The sequence below is a fragment of the Allosalinactinospora lopnorensis genome (assembly GCF_000981225.1).
Classification (GTDB): domain Bacteria; phylum Actinomycetota; class Actinomycetes; order Streptosporangiales; family Streptosporangiaceae; genus Allosalinactinospora; species Allosalinactinospora lopnorensis.
The window spans coordinates 1-18,547 of sequence record NZ_LAJC01000090.1; the positions used below are offsets into that span (position 1 = coordinate 1).

The 18,547-nt window shown below is 71.0% G+C and carries 6 protein-coding genes and 6 pseudogenes; 2 read left to right on the top strand and 10 right to left on the bottom strand.

What is annotated here, in order from left to right; translation table 11 throughout:
* The 4 genes and pseudogenes from miaB to VS93_RS23425 form a co-directional block, all read right to left on the bottom strand.
* Window positions 1-1,403, bottom strand: a pseudogene (miaB, locus tag VS93_RS23410) (tRNA (N6-isopentenyl adenosine(37)-C2)-methylthiotransferase MiaB); the annotation flags it as partial.
* Between the two features lie 115 nt (window positions 1,404-1,518).
* Entirely contained in the window at window positions 1,519-3,960 is a 2,442-nt protein-coding gene (locus VS93_RS23415) for a TRAP transporter permease (protein ID WP_046472039.1), read from the bottom strand.
* A gap of 13 nt (window positions 3,961-3,973) precedes the next feature.
* Window positions 3,974-4,474, bottom strand: coding sequence for a DUF1850 domain-containing protein (locus VS93_RS23420; protein ID WP_236700697.1), 501 nt, complete (start codon window positions 4,472-4,474; stop codon window positions 3,974-3,976).
* 83 nt (window positions 4,475-4,557) lie between these two features.
* A complete protein-coding gene (locus tag VS93_RS23425; protein ID WP_173434359.1) occupies window positions 4,558-5,535 on the bottom strand; it encodes a TAXI family TRAP transporter solute-binding subunit in 978 nt (325 codons plus the stop codon).
* Between the two features lie 427 nt (window positions 5,536-5,962).
* Here VS93_RS23425 and VS93_RS23430 point away from each other — a divergent pair, with 427 nt between their 5' ends.
* Window positions 5,963-8,044, top strand: a complete 2,082-nt coding sequence (locus tag VS93_RS23430) for a S9 family peptidase (RefSeq protein WP_082127142.1) — start codon at window positions 5,963-5,965, stop codon at window positions 8,042-8,044.
* Between the two features lie 123 nt (window positions 8,045-8,167).
* On the opposite strand, the gene rny is transcribed toward VS93_RS23430, so the two are convergent.
* The 6 genes and pseudogenes from rny to VS93_RS28630 all read right to left on the bottom strand — a co-directional run bounded on the left by rny (window position 8,168) and on the right by VS93_RS28630 (window position 13,318).
* On the bottom strand, window positions 8,168-9,697 hold the full coding sequence (gene rny, locus VS93_RS23435) for a ribonuclease Y (protein WP_046472040.1): 1,530 nt from the start codon (window positions 9,695-9,697) through the stop codon (window positions 8,168-8,170).
* Between the two features lie 355 nt (window positions 9,698-10,052).
* Window positions 10,053-10,622: a regulatory protein RecX gene (locus VS93_RS23440; protein ID WP_046472041.1), complete on the bottom strand. Its 570-nt coding sequence runs from the start codon at window positions 10,620-10,622 to the stop codon at window positions 10,053-10,055.
* Window positions 10,615-11,178 (bottom strand): annotated as a pseudogene (locus VS93_RS33570) (recombinase RecA); the annotation flags it as partial. The gene VS93_RS23440 and the pseudogene VS93_RS33570, both read right to left, overlap by 8 nt.
* Before the next feature lie 9 nt (window positions 11,179-11,187).
* Window positions 11,188-12,261: pseudogene (locus tag VS93_RS33575) on the bottom strand (intein-containing recombinase RecA); the annotation flags it as partial.
* Window positions 12,253-12,864, bottom strand: a pseudogene (gene recA / locus VS93_RS33580) (recombinase RecA); the annotation flags it as partial. The pseudogenes VS93_RS33575 and recA, both read right to left, overlap by 9 nt.
* A gap of 260 nt (window positions 12,865-13,124) precedes the next feature.
* Window positions 13,125-13,318, bottom strand: a pseudogene (locus VS93_RS28630) (DUF3046 domain-containing protein).
* A 146-nt stretch (window positions 13,319-13,464) separates the two neighbouring features.
* Here VS93_RS28630 and VS93_RS23450 point away from each other — a divergent pair.
* Window positions 13,465-18,358: pseudogene (locus tag VS93_RS23450) on the top strand (DEAD/DEAH box helicase).
* Window positions 18,359-18,547: the final 189 nt, after the last annotated feature.

Genomic DNA, 18,547 nt, shown 5'->3' on the forward strand with positions numbered 1-18,547 from the left:
GGCGGCCGGGACACCGATCTTGGGCATGCCCAACAGCACGCCCGAGGCTCCGGTGCCACCCCGTTCCGGGCGGCCCAGGCGTCGCCCGCGCGGGTGCGGCGCACCGCCCGCACACCGGAGTCGGCGACGAGGTGGTGCGGCGCGGCGTAGGTGATGGCGACCGTGGCCATGTCACCCGGACGCAGAGCCGAGTCCTCCTCGACGGCGAAGTGCACCAGGCGGTTGTCGGGCGCGCGGCCGGAGAGCCGACGGTGCACACCGTCCTTGCGCCCTTCGCCCTCGGCCACCAGCACCTCCACCTCGCGGCCGACGAGTTTCCGGTTCTCCTCAGCCGAGATGGCGTCCTGCAGTTCGACCAGGCGCTCGTATCGCTCCTGCACGACCTTCTTGGGCACCTGGCCGTCCATGTCGGCCGCCGGGGTCCCCGGCCGCTTGGAGTACTGGAAGGTGAAGGCCATCGCGAAGCGGGCCTCGCGCACCACCTTCAGCGTCTCCCGGAAGTCCTCCTCGGTCTCGCCGGGGAAGCCGACGATGATGTCGGTGGTGATGGCGGCCTCCGGCATCGCCTCGCGGACCTTCTCCACGATGCCGAGGAAGCGCTCCTGGCGGTACGAGCGGCGCATCGCCTTCAGCACCCGGCTCGACCCCGACTGCAGCGGCATGTGCAGCTGCGGCATGACGTTGGGGGTCTCGGCCATCGCCTCGATCACGTCATCGGTGAAGTCCCGCGGGTGCGGCGAGGTGAAGCGGACCCGCTCCAGTCCCTCGATCTCCCCGCAGGCGCGCAGCAGCTTGGAGAACGCCTCCCGGTCGCCGAACTCCGCACCGTAGGCGTTGACGTTCTGCCCGAGCAGCGTCACCTCGGTGACGCCCTCGTCCACCAGGGCGCGCACCTCGGCCAGGATGTCACCGGGGCGGCGGTCCTTCTCCTTGCCGCGCAGCGCGGGGACGATGCAGAAAGTACAGGTGTTGTTGCAGCCGACCGAGATCGCGACCCACGCGGCGTAGGCGGATTCGCGGCGGGTGGGCAGGGTCGACGGGAAGGTCTCCAGCGACTCCTCGATCTCCACCTGGGCCTCGCGCTGCACCCGGGCCCGCTCCAGCAGCGTGGGCAGCGCCCCGATGTTGTGCGTCCCGAACACGACGTCCACCCACGGCGCGCGACGCACGATCTCCCCGCGGTCCTTCTGCGCCAGGCATCCGCCGACGGCGATCTGCATGCCCGGGGTGGCGTCCTTCACCGGACGCAGGTGCCCGAGATTGCCGTAGAGGCGGTTGTCCGCGTTCTCCCGGACCGCGCACGTGTTGAAAACGACGACATCTGCTGTGGCGTCCTCGGCTGCGCGCTCGTACCCAGCATCCTCCAGCAGACCGGACAGGCGCTCGGAGTCGTGGACGTTCATCTGGCAGCCGTAGGTCCGCACTTGGTAGGTACGACTCTGGCTCACCCCTCCAGGCTAGATGCTTCTGCGACCCGGGCGGTCCGCGCGGGGCTGACGGGGTCCCGCGCGGACCGTCTCACGTGGCGGCGGAGGCGGGGGCGGCCTCACCGGTACTCCGCGCACCGCGGCTCACCCACCACTGCTGGGCGAAGACCGCGCCGGCCGCGGCCAGACCCGCCAGGTCGCTCAGCCAGCCGCTGTAGAGCAGCGCGATCCCGGCGACGACGAGAAGACCCCGCAGGACCCAGGGCACCCGGCGGTTGATGTAGCCGACCACACCGACCCCGACGAGACTGGCCCCGATCACGCCGGTCGCCGCCGCGAGGGTGCCGCTCACCCAGGTGACGTCCTGCAGCAGCAGTTCCGGGGAGAGCACGAACATGAACGGGACCACGAATCCGGACACGGCGATGCGCACCGACTGCACACCGGTCATGATCGGGTTGCCGCCGGAGACCCCGGACGCGGCGTAGGCCGCCAGGCAGACCGGCGGCGTGATGTCGGCCATGACCCCGAAGTAGTAGACGAACATGTGCGCCATCAGCAGCATCGCCACCGTCGGCGCCTCCAGGTCGCCCTGCAGGATCGTGATGATCGCCGGCGCCGCCAGCGTCGCGGTGATCACATAGTTCGCGGTGGTCGGCAGCCCGATACCGAGGATCAGGCAGGCCAGCATGGACAGGACCAGCGTCGGGATGAGCATGCCCTGGGCCAGGTCCACCAGGCCACCGCTGAGCTTCAGACCGAGGCCGGTCAGCGTGATGACCCCGGCGATCATGCCGGCGGCGGCGCAGGCCACAATGATCGGCAGTGCGATGCGGGTCGCCGCGACCAGGCCGTCGAGCAGGGAATTCAGGGTGAGCTTGTCCTCGTCGGAGTTCCGCCAGCCGCGGAAGGCGAAGGCGACCAGCGCCGCGATCACGCTGATTCCCAGCACGATGACGACGATCTGGTTCGAACGGCCCAGTCCCTGGGTGCTCGCGGTGACGCCCTCCACGATCAGTGCGGCGGCACCGGCCGACAGGATGATCGGCAGCGACAGCCGCACCGCGCCTGTCGCCATATCGCGCAGCGGGCGCAGCCCCAGCCGGCCGTCCACCGTGCGCACCGGCAGCACCAGGAACTGCACGAGCAGGTTGATTCCGACGGTGATCCCGATGGCCCCCATGGCCGCCCGGATGGGCGAGTACCCCATGGACAGCAGCACGAAGATGGCCACGATCGGGGCCAGCAGGTACCCGCGGGTCAGCAGCAGGCGGCGGACACTGGGCAGCAGCCGCTTGGGCACCCCCATGATGCCCATCCGCTTGGAATCGTAGTGGATCACCACGAACTGGGCCACGAAGAACAGTACGGCCGGGACAACGGCGGCCTTGATGATCTGGAGGTAGGGCACCCCGGTGAACTCGATCATGATGAACGCCGCGGCGCCCATGATGGGCGGTGCGAGCTGGCCGCCGGTGGAGGAGGCGGCCTCCACCGCGCCGGCGTACTCCCGGTTGTAGCCGGACTTCTTCATCATCGGGATCGTGAACGCGCCGTTGCTGACGGTGTTGGCCACCGAGCTTCCAGTGATCGTTCCGGAAAAGGCGCTGGTCACGACGCCGACCTTGGCCGTCCCACCGGTCGCCCAGCCGGTGCTGCCCAGCGCCAGATCGGTGAAGAACCGTTCCATTCCGGTGCGCTGCAGCATCGCGGCGAAGATCAGGAAGAGGAAGATGAAGGTCGCCGAGATCCCGAGCGGCGTGCCGAAGACGCCCCCGGTACCCAGGAACGACGTCGAGATGATCCGGTCGATGGTGTACCCGCTGTGCCGCAGGAACCCCGAGAAGTACTCCCCCAGGTAGGCATAGCCCAGCATCACGCTCGCCAGGACCACCAGCGCGGTTCCCAGCGTCCGCTGCGCGGCCACCAGGATGAGCAGCACCCCGACGGTTCCCACAGCGACATGCACCGGGTCGATCAGCCCCGGAGCCCGGACGATGTCCTCGTAGAACACGAACACGTACAGCCCGGACCCCGCCCCCAGCAGTGAGAGCAGGATGTCGGCGGGCGGAATGCCCAGCACGGTCCACGGCAGGTACCGCGCGGCCTGCACAGTAGCCAGCACGGCAAGCGCGGGCAGCACGACGTAGAAATCGGCCGCGCCGTCGATCGCGAGATAGCCCAGGAGCCCCACACCCGCGGCGACCAGGGCCCACCCGAACTGCCGCTGCCGCTTGGTCTGCTGCGGTTTGGCCGGGTAGATCAGGAACACCAGGGCCAGGGCCAGCGCGAGGTGGAACGACCTCTGCTGCAGGCCGGGCAGGGTTCCGAAGAAACCGGTGTAGAGGTGGAAAAGCGCCAGAACCAGGCCGCCTCCGAAGGCCACCCGGCGCCACAGCCCGTGCAGATCCAAGCGCGTCCCCGACTCCGGAGTGTCGGCGAAGCTGTGCTTCTCCAGGTCGGCGACGTCCCGCTCCCACTCATCCCGGTCGCCGTCCTCCAGCTTCGCCACCGGCTTCGGATCCGTCGTCATCGTGTCGTCCTCCTCAACCGCCTGCCTTGTGGGGGAGCAGCCCGTACGCGGACCGGGACCCCGGCACGCCACGGAGCCCGATCTCCACGAACGTCCCCCTGGGCACGATGTCCAGCAGCCGGACACGCTCACCGCCGGGGAGCGTCACGGTGTGGCCGACCTCCGGCCCGCCCACCCGAAGCCGGACCGTGCCGATCGGGCGGCCGTGGTGCAGCACCCGGTAGTGCCCGTCCCCTCGAACAAACGTCGTCGTCACGTCCCCGATGCGCTCCGGACCGGCCGGTAGGTTCGCGCCGAACGTATCGAAACGCAGCTCCTCCATGGCGAGCCCGCCCCGGCCGCCGACCGAGAAGACCTCCTCGACCGGGCGTTTCGTCACCGAGTGCGTATGCTCCAGCAGCAACCGGTCGCCGGCGGCGACATGGCGGGTGAGGAGCAGCCTCCGCTCCGAGTGGTCGATGATCTCCAGGCGCGGCCCCGCCCCCGCGTCACCCGCGAGGGCGGCGACCAGCACCAGAACGGCGGCGCAGACCAGCGTCCGGCGGGGACGCCGCGGTCTCCGGCCGGGCCGGAGCCCGCGGCTGTTCCCTTGGATGATCAGTCGAGTTCGCCCTCTTCCTGGTAGTAGCGCTCGGCGCCCGGGTGCAGCTCGATCGGCCCCAGGCCGTCGAGCGCGGTCTCCAGCTGGATGTCGCCGCCGACGTCGTGGCCGATACTTCCGGCCCCCTCGTACATCTCCTTCGTGAGGTTGTAGGCGACCTCCTCGTCAAGGTCGGCCTTGGTGTAGAGGGTCGCCCAGTTGGTCAGCGTCTCGACCGGTTCGTCCACACCCTGGTAGGTACCGCCCTCGATCTCCATCACGCTGTAGCTCTCGTCCTCCGCGATGAGCTGCTCGGCCGGCTCGCCGGAGATCTCCACCAGGTTGACGTCGGTGCCGGTGGCCACCTGCTCGATGCTGGAGGCCGGCACCGCGAGGATCGCGAAGGCGGCGTCGACCTGGCCGTCGCTCAGATTGCTCGCGGCGTCCTCGAAGTCGCTCTGGAACTCCGTGACGTCGTCGATACTGATCCCGTAGGCCTCGAGGATCTGCCGTGCGGCGACCTCGGTGCCGCTGCCCGCGGGGCCAATGTCCACCCGCTGACCCTCCAGGTCCTCGACGGTCTCGATGCCCGACTCCTCGGTCGCGACGATCTGCATCACCTCGGGGTAGACGTTGCCGAGTGCCCGGATCTCCCCCGGCTCCGAGAGCGATTCCTCCTCGAAGTCGGACGTCCCCTCCGCGGCGCTCGCCGCGACACCGTTCACCGCCATGACGAGCTCGGTCTCGTCCTGGTCGAGCAGGTGCATGTTCTCCACCGAAGCGCCGCTCGCCTGGGTGCTCACGTTCACGCCTTCGATGTTGTCGCTCCACACCTCGGCGATCTCCCCGCCGAGGGGGTAGTAGGTACCTCCGGTGGACCCGGTCGCCATGTTCAGGTTGGTACCGCCGGCGCTGCAGCCGGCGAGCGCCACGGCCCCGGCCGCCACCACCGCGAACACGGACGGCAGGCGTCTAATCGCAGGTCCAGTCCTCATCCCGGGCATCCTCTCTAGATGATGTGTGCCGTCCCCGTCCCCGACCGAGGGGATGACCAAACGGGTGTCCTCGAAACGCCCACTCCCCCTGAATGCTGGCTGGACTATAGGACCACCGCCAATACACGGCCGTTCCGGCGGCGTCACGAATCGGGAACGATGCGCTACCCGGGAATTCGCGTTCCGCGACGGGCCGGCGGCCCCGCGCCCGCTCACCGGACCTGGGGACACCGCTTCGCGGGGCGCCCGCACCGGGCGGCGAACACGGAGACCTCACCCCCAGTCGGTACCGTCGTGACAGGGCGCCTTTCGGAAACACGCATCACAAGGTCCCCTCGGGCCTCGTGCGATCGCCCCGTCGGCCATTAGGGTCGTCCTCGTCATTTATTTCAATCGTCTCAGTACCCCACGAGTGCGAAGTTTCGACATGAACGATCGCCTGACGACCCCCTACGGCGCATGGCCCTCGCCCATCGCCGCAAGCGACGTGGCCCGCGGAGAAAGACGGCTGGGCTTCCCCTCCGTCGCGGGCGCGGAGATCTGGTGGGAGGAATCCCGCCCCGAGGAGAACGGACGCAACACCGTCATGCGCCGGGGCGCCGACGGGGCCGCCACCGAACTCCTCGGCGCACCCTGGAACGCCCGCACCCGCGTCCACGAGTACGGCGGTCGGTCCTACCTGCCCGTACCGCGCGGCGACGGCGAAACCGCAACCCAGCACGGCATCGTCTTCGCCGAGTTCACCGACCAGCGCCTCTACCTGCTGGACACCGACACGCCTCGCCCCCTCACGCCCGCCCCCACTGTGGCCGGAGGCCTGCGCTACGCGGACTTCGCGCTCAGCAGCGACGGCACGCAGATCATCTGCGTCCAGGAGCGCCACGACGACGAAGGCGGCGTCCGCCGCGCCATAGTCTCGGTCCCGCTGTCGGGCGAGGCCGCCGAGACCCCCGGCGCGGTCACGGAACTCGTGACCGGGGCGGACTTCTACGCTTCCCCCACCCCCTCCCCGGACGGCCGGCACCTCGCCTGGATCTCCTGGTACCACCCGCGCATGCCGTGGGACGGGACCGAACTGCGCGTCGGAACCCGCACCGAGGACGGCCGGATCACCGGCACCTACACGCTCAAGGGCGGCGTCAACGAATCCGCCCTCGCCCCGGTGTGGCGCGACAACGAAGCGCTGTACTTCATCACCGACTGGTCCGGCTGGTGGAACCTCTACGAGATCGGGCTCACCGGCCAGGCCCTTCCGCTCTACCCCGCCGAAGAGGAGTTCACCGGCGGCCCCGGGGAACTCGGCGCGGCCCCCTACTGCCGGCTCGACGACGGCCGCCTCGTCGTCCTGCACGGAAACGCCGACCTGCGGATATCGGTCTACGACCCCGAAACCGCCGAACTCGAACCGCTCGACACCGCCCTGACCTCCTGGGAGACACTCGCGACCGACGGCACGACGGTCGTGGGGCTGGCCTCCGCCCCCGGCACCCCGCAGAGCCTGGTCCGGCTCGCCCCCGACACTCTGCACCCCGAAACACTGCGCGGCTCCCTGGACGAGCCGCCCGACCCCGAATACCTGCCGGCGCCGCGGCACGCGTCACTGGACGGACGCTACGGCGGCACGATCCACGCCAACGTCTACCCGCCCACCAACCCCACCGCCACCGGGGACGGCCCCGCGCCCTACGTCGTGTGGGTGCACGGCGGCCCCATCGCACACGCCTCCTCGCGGCTGGACCTGGCCAAGGCCTACTTCACCAGCCGCGGAATCGGCATCATCGACGTCAACTACGGCGGCTCCACCGGCTACGGCCGCGCCTACCGGGAGCGGCTGCACGGCCAATGGGGCATCATCGACGTCGAGGACGCCACCGCCGCCGCCCAAGCCCTGGTCGACGAAGGGAGCGCCGACCCGGAACGGCTCGCGATCCGCGGTGGAAGCGCCGGAGGACTCACCACACTGCTCGCACTCACCGGAACCACGTTCGCCTGCGGAGTCTCGGCCTACGGGGTCACCGACCTGCTGCGGCTGGCCGCCGAAACCCACGACTTCGAGTCGCGCTTCCTGGACTCCCTGATCGGACCGCTCCCCGGCTACGCCGCCACCTACCGCGAACGGTCCCCGATCAACCGGGCCGGTGAGGTGCGGGCCCCGGCACTACTCCTGCAGGGATCGGAGGACACCGTAGTGCCGCCCGCGCAGGCCACCGAGTTCGCCAAGGAACTGGGCGAACGCGGCATCCGGCACGCCCACATCGAGTTCGGCGGCGAGGCGCACGGCTTCCGGACGGCCGAGTCCCGGCAGCGCGCGCTGGAGGCCGAACTCGCCTTCTACGGGGAGATCCTCGGATTCACCCCACTCGACGTGCCCGGTATCACGCTGGTAACCGGACACCAGGGGAACGAGGCGATACCGGAGGCGGACACCGGAACGGACACGGACGAGGAGCCGACCGAAACCGGAACAGAGGAGAAACCGGAGGAGAGACCAGCGGCCGAGAGATCCTAGACCCGCCGGGCCCGCCCGATCGGCGGGCACGGCGCGCCCGCGCGCAGCAGCGGAGAAGCCGGTCCCGCAGGCCCAAGCACGCCGCCGGGCCGCCCGCAGAGCCCCTCGGCGACTCCGGGAAGCTCAGCGCGCGGTCTCGGAGGCCCGCGACTCGCGGACGACCGTCACCCGGATCTGCCCCGGGTAGGTGAGCTCCTCCTCCACCCTCTTGGCGACGTCGCGCGCGATCACCTGGGCCTGCACATCGTCCACGGCCTCCGGCTTGACCATGATCCGTATCTCCCGGCCCGCCTGCATGGCGAACACCTTCTCCACGCCCTCGTTCGCGCGGGCGATCTCCTCCATCCGCTGCAACCGCTCGACATAGGCCTCCAGGGACTCCCGGCGCGCTCCCGGACGGCCACCGCTGATCGCGTCGGCGGCCTGCACCAGCACCGCCTCGACCGTGCGCACCTCGACCTCGTTGTGGTGCGCCTCGATGGCGTGCACCACGTCCTCGGACTCGCCGTACCGGCGGGCGATCTCAGCCCCGATGAGCGCGTGGCTGCCCTCGACCTCATGGGTGAGTGCCTTGCCGATGTCGTGCAACAGAGCGCAGCGCCTCAACTGGCCGGGGTCCAGGCCCAGTTCCGCGGCCATCATCCCGGCCAGGTGCGCGCACTCGATCAGGTGCTTCAGCACGTTCTGCCCGTAGGAGGTGCGGTAGCGCAGCTGGCCCAGCAGCGTCACCAACTCGGGATGCATATCGGTGAGCCCCACGTCGACCAGTGCGTCCTCACCGGCCCGCACGCACAACTGGGTCACCTCGGTCCGGCTGGCCTCGTAGACCTCCTCGATGCGGTGCGGGTGGATGCGCCCGTCAAGCACCAGCTTCTCCAGAGTGAGACGCCCCACCTCCCGGCGGACCGGATCGAAACACGACAGCAGTACCGCCTCGGGCGTGTCGTCGATGATCAGGTTGACCCCGGTGACCGTCTCGAAGGTGCGGATGTTGCGCCCCTCGCGGCCGATGATGCGGCCCTTCATGTCATCGCCGGGAAGATGGACCACCGAGACCACCGACTCCGTCGTCTGCTCGGTGGCCAACCGCTGAATAGCCAGCGTGATGATCCTGCGCGCCCGGGCCTCGCCGCTCTTGCGCGCGTCCTTCTCGATGTCGCGGACGATCAGCGCCGCCTCGCGCTTGGCCTGCGCCTCGACCGCCTCCACCAGCTCGGCCTTGGCCTCCTCCGCGGTGAGCGCCGCCGCGGCCTCCAGGATCGAACGGCGCTCCTCCTCCAGGCGGCCCAGCCGGTGCTCGCGCTCGTCCAGCCGCGCCCCCCGTTCGTCGACCCGCTGACCGGCCTCGGACAGGCGGTGCAACTCGGCGTCGAGCCGCTGCTCGCGCTCGTCCAGCCGCGCCTGCCGCCGCTCCAGCTCCGCCCGCTGCTCCGCGAGATCACCTTGAGCCGTCCGGATCTTCTGCTCAGCGGCCGTTTCGGCCTCCGAACGGATCCGCTCGGCCTGCGCGCGCGCCTTGGACAATTCCTCCTGGACGGCGTTGAAACGCCGCTCACGAGCCGATATCAGCGCTCTTCCCAGGATCAGAACGGCGGCTACGGTCACTGTGAGGGCCACGAGTCCCGTGATCAGCAGGCCGGTCGTCCCGTCCATGGCCCTCCCCAACCGTGCCCGCCGGCCGATGACCGCCCCGGGCCCGCTGCACGACCGGTGCCAACGGCCACCACTCCGGGAACCGGCGACCCTGACCTCGGATCACGCCGGCACGGCGAACGCGGCCGGTACACAACGATACGCACGTCACACGCCATAGCCGGGGCTATCAGCAGCGCACGACGCCAATTCGCCGCTGCCGCGAGATTAGGGCCCGTCGGCCTGCGGGAGCAACCACGACAGACGCACCAAGCATCGGCGAACCCGCGGGTAACAGCATCTGAATACGGCTTTCACCTGGAAAGACGTCGGGCCGTTCGGTAGCTGATCACCGAACGATCACGATCGCCCCGGGCTACTCGAGATCGGAGTCCGGGAGCTCGACGGCGGAGCCTTCGGCCTCCAGTTCCTCGCGGACCAGCCGGTAGGCCAGCTTCGCCGAATACCCCTTGCGCGCCAACAGGCCCATGACCCGGCGCACCCGCGCCTCGTCGGCCTTACCGCGCGTGGAGTCGAGCTTGCGCCGCACCAGGCTCCGGGCGGTGGCCTCTTCCTGCTCCGGACTGAGATCGCCGACGGCACCGCGGACCGTTCCCTCGTCGACCCCCCGCTGGCGCAGCTCGGCCGCCAGCCGCTCGCGGCCGAGGCTCCGCCCCGCGTGCCGGGAGTCGACCCAGGCCTCCGCGAAGGCGGTGTCGTCGATGAGCCCCGCCTCGCTGAAGCGCCCCAGCACGGATTCCGCGACGTCCTCGTCAATGCCGCGCCTCTCCAGTGCGTGCGCCAGTTGCACCCTGGTACGCGGCCCCGAGGCGAGCATCCGCAGGCAGATGGCGCGCGCCCCGGCCACGGGATCTTCCTCCGGCCGCCCCGCCCCGGCCGGAGGGGCCTGCTGTGCGTCGTCTCGCCGGTGGCGTGGCTCAGGCATCCGTCGATGGGGTGGTCTTGCTCTTGGTGGCCCGCTTGGCGGCCGTAGCCGCGCCGGTCTCCTTGGCGGCCGCCGCGGTCTCCTTGCCCTCCTTGCCCTCCGTGTCCTTGGTGGCCTTGGTGTCGGCCGGAGCGGACTCCGCGGAGTCATCCCCTCGGTTGGGTACCCCCAGCTTCTCCTTGATCTTCTTCTCGACCTCGTTGGCCATGTCGGCGTTGTCGCGCAGGAAGTTCCGGGCGTTCTCCTTGCCCTGGCCGAGCTGGGTTCCCTCGTAGGTGTACCAGGCACCCGACTTGCGCACGACGCCCTGCTCCACGCCGAGGTCGATCAGCCCGCCTTCGCGGGAGATCCCGACGCCGTACAGGATGTCGAACTCCGCCTGCTTGAAGGGCGGGGCGGTCTTGTTCTTCACGACCTTCACCCGGGTGCGGTTGCCCACGGCGTCGGTTCCGTCCTTCAGCGTCTCGATCCGGCGGACGTCCAGCCGAACCGAGGAATAGAACTTCAACGCCCGCCCACCAGTAGTGGTCTCCGGGCTGTTGTGCACCATGACGCCGTCGACGAAGTAGTTGTGGTTGCCCTCGACCTCGATGTCGAAGCGGTGCATGCCCCGTGTCTCCGGCTTGGTGTGGATGTCGAGGATCGGCGAGGCCATCAGGCGCTCCACGGGGTCGGTGAATTCCGGCTGCACGCAGCACCGGTTCCGGAAACGCGGAAGCAGCTTGTAATTCATCGACTCATGGACACAAGGAGCAACGATCCGTTGGAATTTCGCGGAGGCGTCGGTACTGAACTGGATGAATTCCTTCTTGGCACTGCCGCACTGGACCAGCTTGGCCTCAAGGCCGTAGGTATCGCGCAGGTGTTCGATCAGCCGCTGCCGGGATCCCGGGCTCATCGCCTCGACGCAGATCTCGATCCGGCCGCTTCCGCCCGCAGTCCGTTCCTGGACACCCTTGGAGCGCACGGTGAAGCAGCCGTCGTCCATGTACCAGACCGCCAGGGCGAGCGGAGTCAGCGACTTCAGGAACTCCCACGTGAGGTGCTTTTTTCCGTCCCCGAAATAGACCACTTCATGCAGTTCGTGGAGCTCGGGCAATGGGGCGAAGTCAGCGAAGACCGCGCCCTTGGCGTTGGTCGTGCGACTGTGGCCGATGTTGCCCAGGAGGGAGATCTTCCAGTCCAGGTAGTCAGCCTGTCCGGCCCCGTGTCCCATCCGGAACCGCACACCGGTGCGCCCGCGCTGGTTGGGAGAGAGGTTCCCGTCTCCCATCACCGACCCGTAGATGACCTGGCGCTGCTGTTCGCTCAAATAGTGCGTCTCGGCGGTGAGGAGGCGATCTCCCGGAAGAAGTTCGCCCGCCTCTCGCCAGCCGCCGGGGGTCCGGATCAGATGGTTGGGCGTCGCCCCGAACTGGGCCTTGCCATTCTTTGCCGACTTGGCGACGGTGAACTGCAGGAAGTGGTCGGTCTTTCCATTGTCGAACCAGTTGACGATACGCCGAGGAACGACCTCGTCCTGGTCCGGATCATAGGACAAGACCTCGACGTCCATTTTCTGATTGACGATCTTCCCGATTTTCTCCTGGGAACCGTCGGCGAGCGTAACCCGAGTATTATAATTCATACACCCGAACATTACGCCGACTTTCTCGCGGAGTTGGTTGATGAAGATGGCGGTGGTTCCGGTCTGGTGCAGCGCGCCCGCGATCTTCCGCAGGGCCTGGGACATCAGCCGGGCTTGGAGACCCACGTGGCTGTCGCCCATCTCCCCCTCGATCTCGGCGCGCGGGACGAGCGCAGCGACGGAGTCGACGACCAGGACCGAAACCGCGCCGGAGCGGATCAGCATGTCCGCGATCTCCAGCGCCTGCTCGCCGGTGTCCGGCTGGGACAGCAGCAGGTCGTCGGTGTTCACGCCGATCTTCTTGGCGTATTCGGGGTCGAGCGCGTGCTCGGCGTCGATGAACGCCGCGATCCCGCCGAGTTTCTGGGCGTTGGCGACCGCGTGCAGAGCGACGGTCGTCTTCCCGCTGCTCTCCGGACCGTAGACCTCCACGACCCGCCCACGGGGAATTCCGCCGATTCCCAGCGCGACGTCGAGGGCGATCGACCCGGACGGGATGGACTCGATCGGCGGGCGGTCGTCATCGCCGAGGCGCATGACGGAGCCCTTGCCGAACTGGCGCTCGATCTGCGCGAGCGCGGTTTCGAGAGCCTTCTCTCGGTCAGCAGCTGCCACGGGAAACCCCTGTTGGGTCGGTGTTTTCTTCTTCATCTCGGGAGTGACGCTACGCGGTCGCTACGACAGTTCACGACGGCTTTCGCCACCCTGTGGACGGCCGCCGCGCGGCCGCCGCCGTCCGGGCCGACGGGCGCCCGATGGACGCCGCGTGTCTCGCGCCGCTCCCCGGCCTCGGACACACCACCAGGATACCCGAACCTCTGTTCGATTTCCGGGACGGTCGAGCGGATTCTTCGGAGCCGGCCGCCCCTGCCGGCTCAGCGCGCCGTGGCGGGCAGGCCGAACGTGTCGCAGACCGCGCGCCACACCTCCTTGGCTCCGATGCCGTCGGCGAGCGCCTGCTGGACCGTGCGCGAGCGAGGGCGTCGATCACGTAGTCCCGCGCCAGGCTCTCGGCGTAGGCCTCACCGAAGTGCTCGTGCATACAGGCCCAGAAGTAGGAAAGTCTCATCGCCTACCAGTATCGGCGCCCGCCCGGTCGGTGTCACCTCGGCCTCCGCGTCCGGGGCGGACCGGCCGCGGTGGCCGACGCCGCCGCCTCCCGCGGCCGGTCCGCCCGCCCCGGGAATTGTCGCTCCCCCGTTGCAGACTGGGAGTATGGACTCTGCGAACGACCAGGGGTCCGCGGTGCCGGGCTGGGGACTGGACCGCTTCTCTCCCGCGACGCGGGCCTGGTTCGGCGGGGCGTTCCCCTCCGGGGCGACGCCGGCGCAGACCCGGGCGTGGGACGCGATCGCCGAAGGCGAGAACACCCTGGTGGTCGCGCCCACCGGGTCGGGGAAGACGCTCGCGGCCTTCCTGTGGGGGCTGGACCGGCTGGCGCGCACGCCCGTCCCGGAGGACAGAACGCGGCGCTGCCGGGTGCTGTACGTCTCCCCGTTGAAGGCCCTCGCCGCCGACATCGAACGGAACCTGCGCGCCCCGTTGTCGGGCATCCGCGGTGCCGCGCGGGAGCGCGGGGCGCCCGTTCCCGAGATCACCGTGGGCCTCCGGACCGGGGACACGCCGGCCCGCCGGCGCCGCGCACTCGCCTCCGCGCCGCCGGACATCCTGATCACCACGCCCGAGTCGCTGTTCCTGGTGCTGACGTCGCAGGCGCGCGCCGGGCTCGCCGGTGTGGAGACGGTGATCGTGGACGAGGTGCACGCACTGGCCGGGACGAAGCGGGGAGCCCACCTGGCGCTGAGCCTGGAGCGCCTTGACGCGCTCCTGGAGCGGCCGGCGCAGCGCATCGGCCTGTCGGCGACGGTGCGCCCCGCCGAGGAGGTCGCCTCCTTCCTGGGGGGTGCCGGGCACGTGGCCGGGGGTGAGGGGGTGCGGCCGGAGCCGGCCGCCATTGTGGCGCCGCCGCACGCGCCGAACCTGGAGCTGCGCATCGCCGTCCCCGTGGAGGACATGACGGAGCTGGAGGCCGGCGTCGCCCCGTCGCGGTCCGACGACGCCGCGGCCAAGGGACGCGCGTCGATCTGGCCGCATGTTGAGGAGAGGGTCCTCGACCTGGTGGAGTCGCACCGCTCGTCGATCGTGTTCTGCAACTCCCGCCGGGTGGCCGAACGGCTGTGCGCGCGGTTGAACGAGCTCGCCGGCGCCCGGCGCGGTGGTGGGCGAGCGGAGCGGGGCGGTGCAGGTGCTCCGGCGGGGCCTGTCCCGGCCGAGGTGATGGGCCAGTCGGGGCAGAGCAGTGGGGCGGGGAGAGTTGTGGCGCGGGCCCACCACGGCTCGGTGTCCAAGAGCGAGCGCGCCCTGATCGAGACGGAGCTCAAGGAGGGGCGGCTGCCCTGCGTGGTCGCCACGTCCAGTCTGGAGCTGGGGATCGACATGGGCGCGGTCGACCTGGTGGTGCAGGTCGAGTCGCCGCCGTCGGTGGCCGGCGGCCTGCAGCGCGTGGGCCGGGCGGGACACCGGGTCGATGAGGTCTCCCGGGGTGTCCTGTTCCCGAAGTTCCGCGGTGACCTGCTGGCGGCGACCGTTGTCGCGGAGCGGATGCGGGCGGGGGCCATCGAGGAGCTGCGCATGCCGCGCAACCCGCTGGACGTGCTGGCGCAGCAGATCGTGGCCATGGCGGCCGTCGAGGAGTGGCCGGTGGACGGCATCGGCGCGCTGGTCCGGCGGGCGGCGCCGTTCGCTTCGCTGCCCGATTCGGCCCTGTCGGGTGTGCTGGACATGCTGTCCGGGCGGTACCCCTCGGACGAGTTCGCCGAGCTGCGCCCGCGGCTGGTGTGGGACCGGGAGGCCGGGACCGTCCGCGGCCGGCCGGGGGCGCAGCGGCTCGCGGTGACCAGCGGCGGGACGATTCCCGACCGGGGGACGTACGCGGTGCACCTTTCCGGTGCGGCCAGGGGCGGGGCGCCCACGCGTGTCGGGGAGCTCGACGAGGAGATGGTGTACGAGTCCCGGGTGGGCGACGTGTTCGTTCTCGGCGCGAGTTCGTGGCGGATCGAGGAGATCACGGCCGACCGGGTGCTGGTCTCGCCCGCGCCGGGCCGCCCGGGCCGCCTCCCGTTCTGGAAGGCGGACACGCTGGGGCGTCCCATGGAGCTGGGCCGGGCGATCGGCGCGCTGGCGCGGGAGCTCACCCGGGTGGAGGCCTCCGCGGCGCGGGAGCGGGCCCGCGCGGGAGGGCTCGACGACTGGGCGGCGTCGAACCTGGTCGGTTACCTGGAGGAGCAGCGGGAGGCCACGGGGGTGGTTCCCGACGACCGCACGATCGTGGTGGAGCGGTTCCGCGACGAGCTGGGCGACTGGCGGGCCGTGGTGCACTCGCCGCTGGGGGCCCGGGTGCACGCCCCGTGGGCGCTGGCCATCGGCGCGCGGCTGCGCGAACGCTACGGGCTGGACGCGCAGGTGGTGCACGGTGATGACGGCATCGTTCTGCGGTTGCCCGACGTGGACGACCGGGGCGCGGGCGGTCCCCATTCGGGTGTTCTGGCGGAGCTGATCACGTTGCTCCCGGAGGAGGTCGAGGACGTGGTCGCCTCCGAGATCGGCGGGTCTGCGCTGTTCGCGGCGCGCTTCCGGGAGTGCGCGGGGCGGGCGCTGCTCCTGCCCCGCCGACGGCCCGGCCACCGTATGCCGTTGTGGCAGCAGCGGCAGCGCTCGGCGCGGCTGCTCGCGGTGGCCGGCGGGTACGGCTCCTTCCCGATCGTGCTGGAGGCGGTCCGGGAGTGCCTGCGCGACGTGTTCGACGTGGCGGGGCTGGCGGAGCTGATGCGGGACGTCAGCGCCCGCCGGGTCCGAATGGTGGAGGTGGAGACGCCGCGCGCCTCGCCGTTCGCCCAGTCGCTGCTGCTCGGGTACACGGCGGCGTTCCTGTACGAGGGCGACGCGCCGCTGGCGGAGCTGAAGGCGCAGGCGCTGACACTGGACTCGGCGCTGCTCTCCGAACTGCTCGGGCAGGCCGACCTGCGGGAGCTTCTCCGACCCCGATGTCGTCGCCGAGCTCGACGCGTGGCTGCAGCGCCTCGCGCCGGAGCGCAGGGTGGGCGCCGGCGATGGCATCGAGGAGACCGCCGACCTGCTGCGGGAGTTGGGGGCGCTCAGCACCGAGGAGGCGCGGGTACGCGGGGTGGAGCCGGAGTGGCTCGCCGAACTGGAGGCCCGGCGGCGGGCGATCACCGTGCGGATCGCCGGGGAGGAGCGCTGGGCCGCGGTCGAGGACGCCGCCCGGTTGCGCGACGCCCTTGGCACCGGGCTGCCCGCGTGGCTGTCGCAGGGGCCGGATGTCCGGGAGGACCTCGCTGCGCCCGACGTGTTCGCCGGGAGGACCTTTGCGGGGACAGCGGCGGCGTTCGCCTCCCCGGTCGCCGACCCACTCGGCGATCTGGTCTCGCGCTACGCCCGCACCCACGGGCCGTTCACGGCCGACGACGTCGCGGCCCGGCTCGGGTTGGGCCGGGCCGTTGCGGCCGGCGCGCTGCGCGCCCTGGCCGGCAGCGGCCGGGTGGTCGAAGGGGAGTTCCGGCCCGTGGAGACCGCGGGGCGGGGCGGGACAGCACCGCGGGCGGGGAAGACCGAATGGTGCGATGCCGAGGTGCTGCGCCGGCTGCGCCGACGGTCGATCAGCAGGCTGCGGCGGGAGGTGGAGCCGGTTCCCCCGCGGGCGCTTGCCAGGTTCGTCCCGGCCTGGCAGCATGTCGCCGCCCCGGACCCGGCCGACCCGGGATCCGGTGGGGGGCTGCGGGGGCCGGACGCGGTGTTCACGGCCGTGGAGTCGCTCCGCGGCGCCCCGGTACCGGCGTCGGCGCTGGAGTCGCTGGTGCTTCCGGCCCGGGTGCCCGGCTACTCTCCGGTCCTGCTCGACGAACTCACCCTGGCCGGGGAGGTGCTCTGGGCGGGGGCGGGCCCGATGGCCGGGAACGACGGCTGGGTGTGCCTGGTCCCGGCGGACGAGGCCGGGGTGCTGTTGCCGGAGCGGGCGGAGGTGGAGCTCTCCCCCGTGCACGAGGCGGTGCTCGCCGCGCTGCGGGAGGGCGGGGCCCTGTTCTTCCGGGACATCGCCGACCGGGTGGTCCGGGGGGAGGGGGCCGCGGCGGCCTCCGACGCCGGCCTGGTGTCGGCACTGTGGGATCTGGCCTGGGCGGGGTGGGTCGCCAATGACACGCTCGCTCCGTTGCGTTCGCTGCTCGGGGCGGGCGGCACCACGCACCGGTCTCGTTCGCGCCGCCCGGTGATGCCGACCCGGACCGGGCCGCCCACGGTCGCGGGCCGCTGGTGGGTGCTGCCCGAACGCGAGGCCGATCCGACGCTGCGGTGGCACGCGAACGCCGCCGCACTGCTGGACCGCTATGGGGTGGTGACGCGCGGTTCGGTGGTGGCGGAGCGGCGCGCCGACGAGCGAGCGAAGCCGCCGGCGCCGAACCGCCAAGCGCCTGTTCTCGCGGCAGTGGGGCGGGGCGAGGAAACGCGCGGGGGCACGGGGTGGAATGGGGGTCGCCGCGAGGTGTCCTCGCCCCGCGTCCCGGGCGGGTTCAGCGCGCTCTACCCGGTTCTGCGGGGTTTCGAGGAGGCGGGCAAGGCGCGGCGCGGTTACTTCGTCGACGGTCTTGGGGCCGCGCAGTTCGCCCTGCCCGGGGCGGTCGACCGGTTGCGCTCACTGGGGGCGGCGCCGACCGCGGGGGCCGGACGGGGTGCTCCGTTGGTGCTGGCGGCCGCCGACCCCGCGAACGTCTACGGTGCGGCGCTCCCCTGGCCGCGTACTTCCGAATCGGGGGCGCGGCCCGGCCGCAAGGCCGGTGCGCTGGTGGTGATCGACGGCGGGGACCTCGTGCTCTATCTCGAACGAGGCGGGCGGACGGCGCTGACCTTCGGTTCGCCGACCGAGTCGCTGGCCCGTGCGGCGGCCGCCCTGGCCGGGATGGTCCGCGCCGGCCGCCTGGCGGCCTTGACGGTGGAACGCGCCGATGGCGAGCCGGTGTTCGGCACCGTCCTGGAGGGGGCCCTGGCCTCGGCCGGTTTCCATTCGACGCCGAAGGGCCTGCGTCTGCGTTCCTAGCGGTTCCTGCGGCGCCGGCCGATCGCCACCACCGCTGCGGGCCGGTCCCTGCCGCTCGGGGTCCGGCGAGCGATCGCGATGAGGTTCCTACCGATCCTCCGGCTCCGGTGGCGGGGGCCGACGGTCCGGTCGTGGCGCGTCGTCCGGTGGTGGGCCGGGGACCGCCTGCGTGGGCGGCTCCTCGCCGCC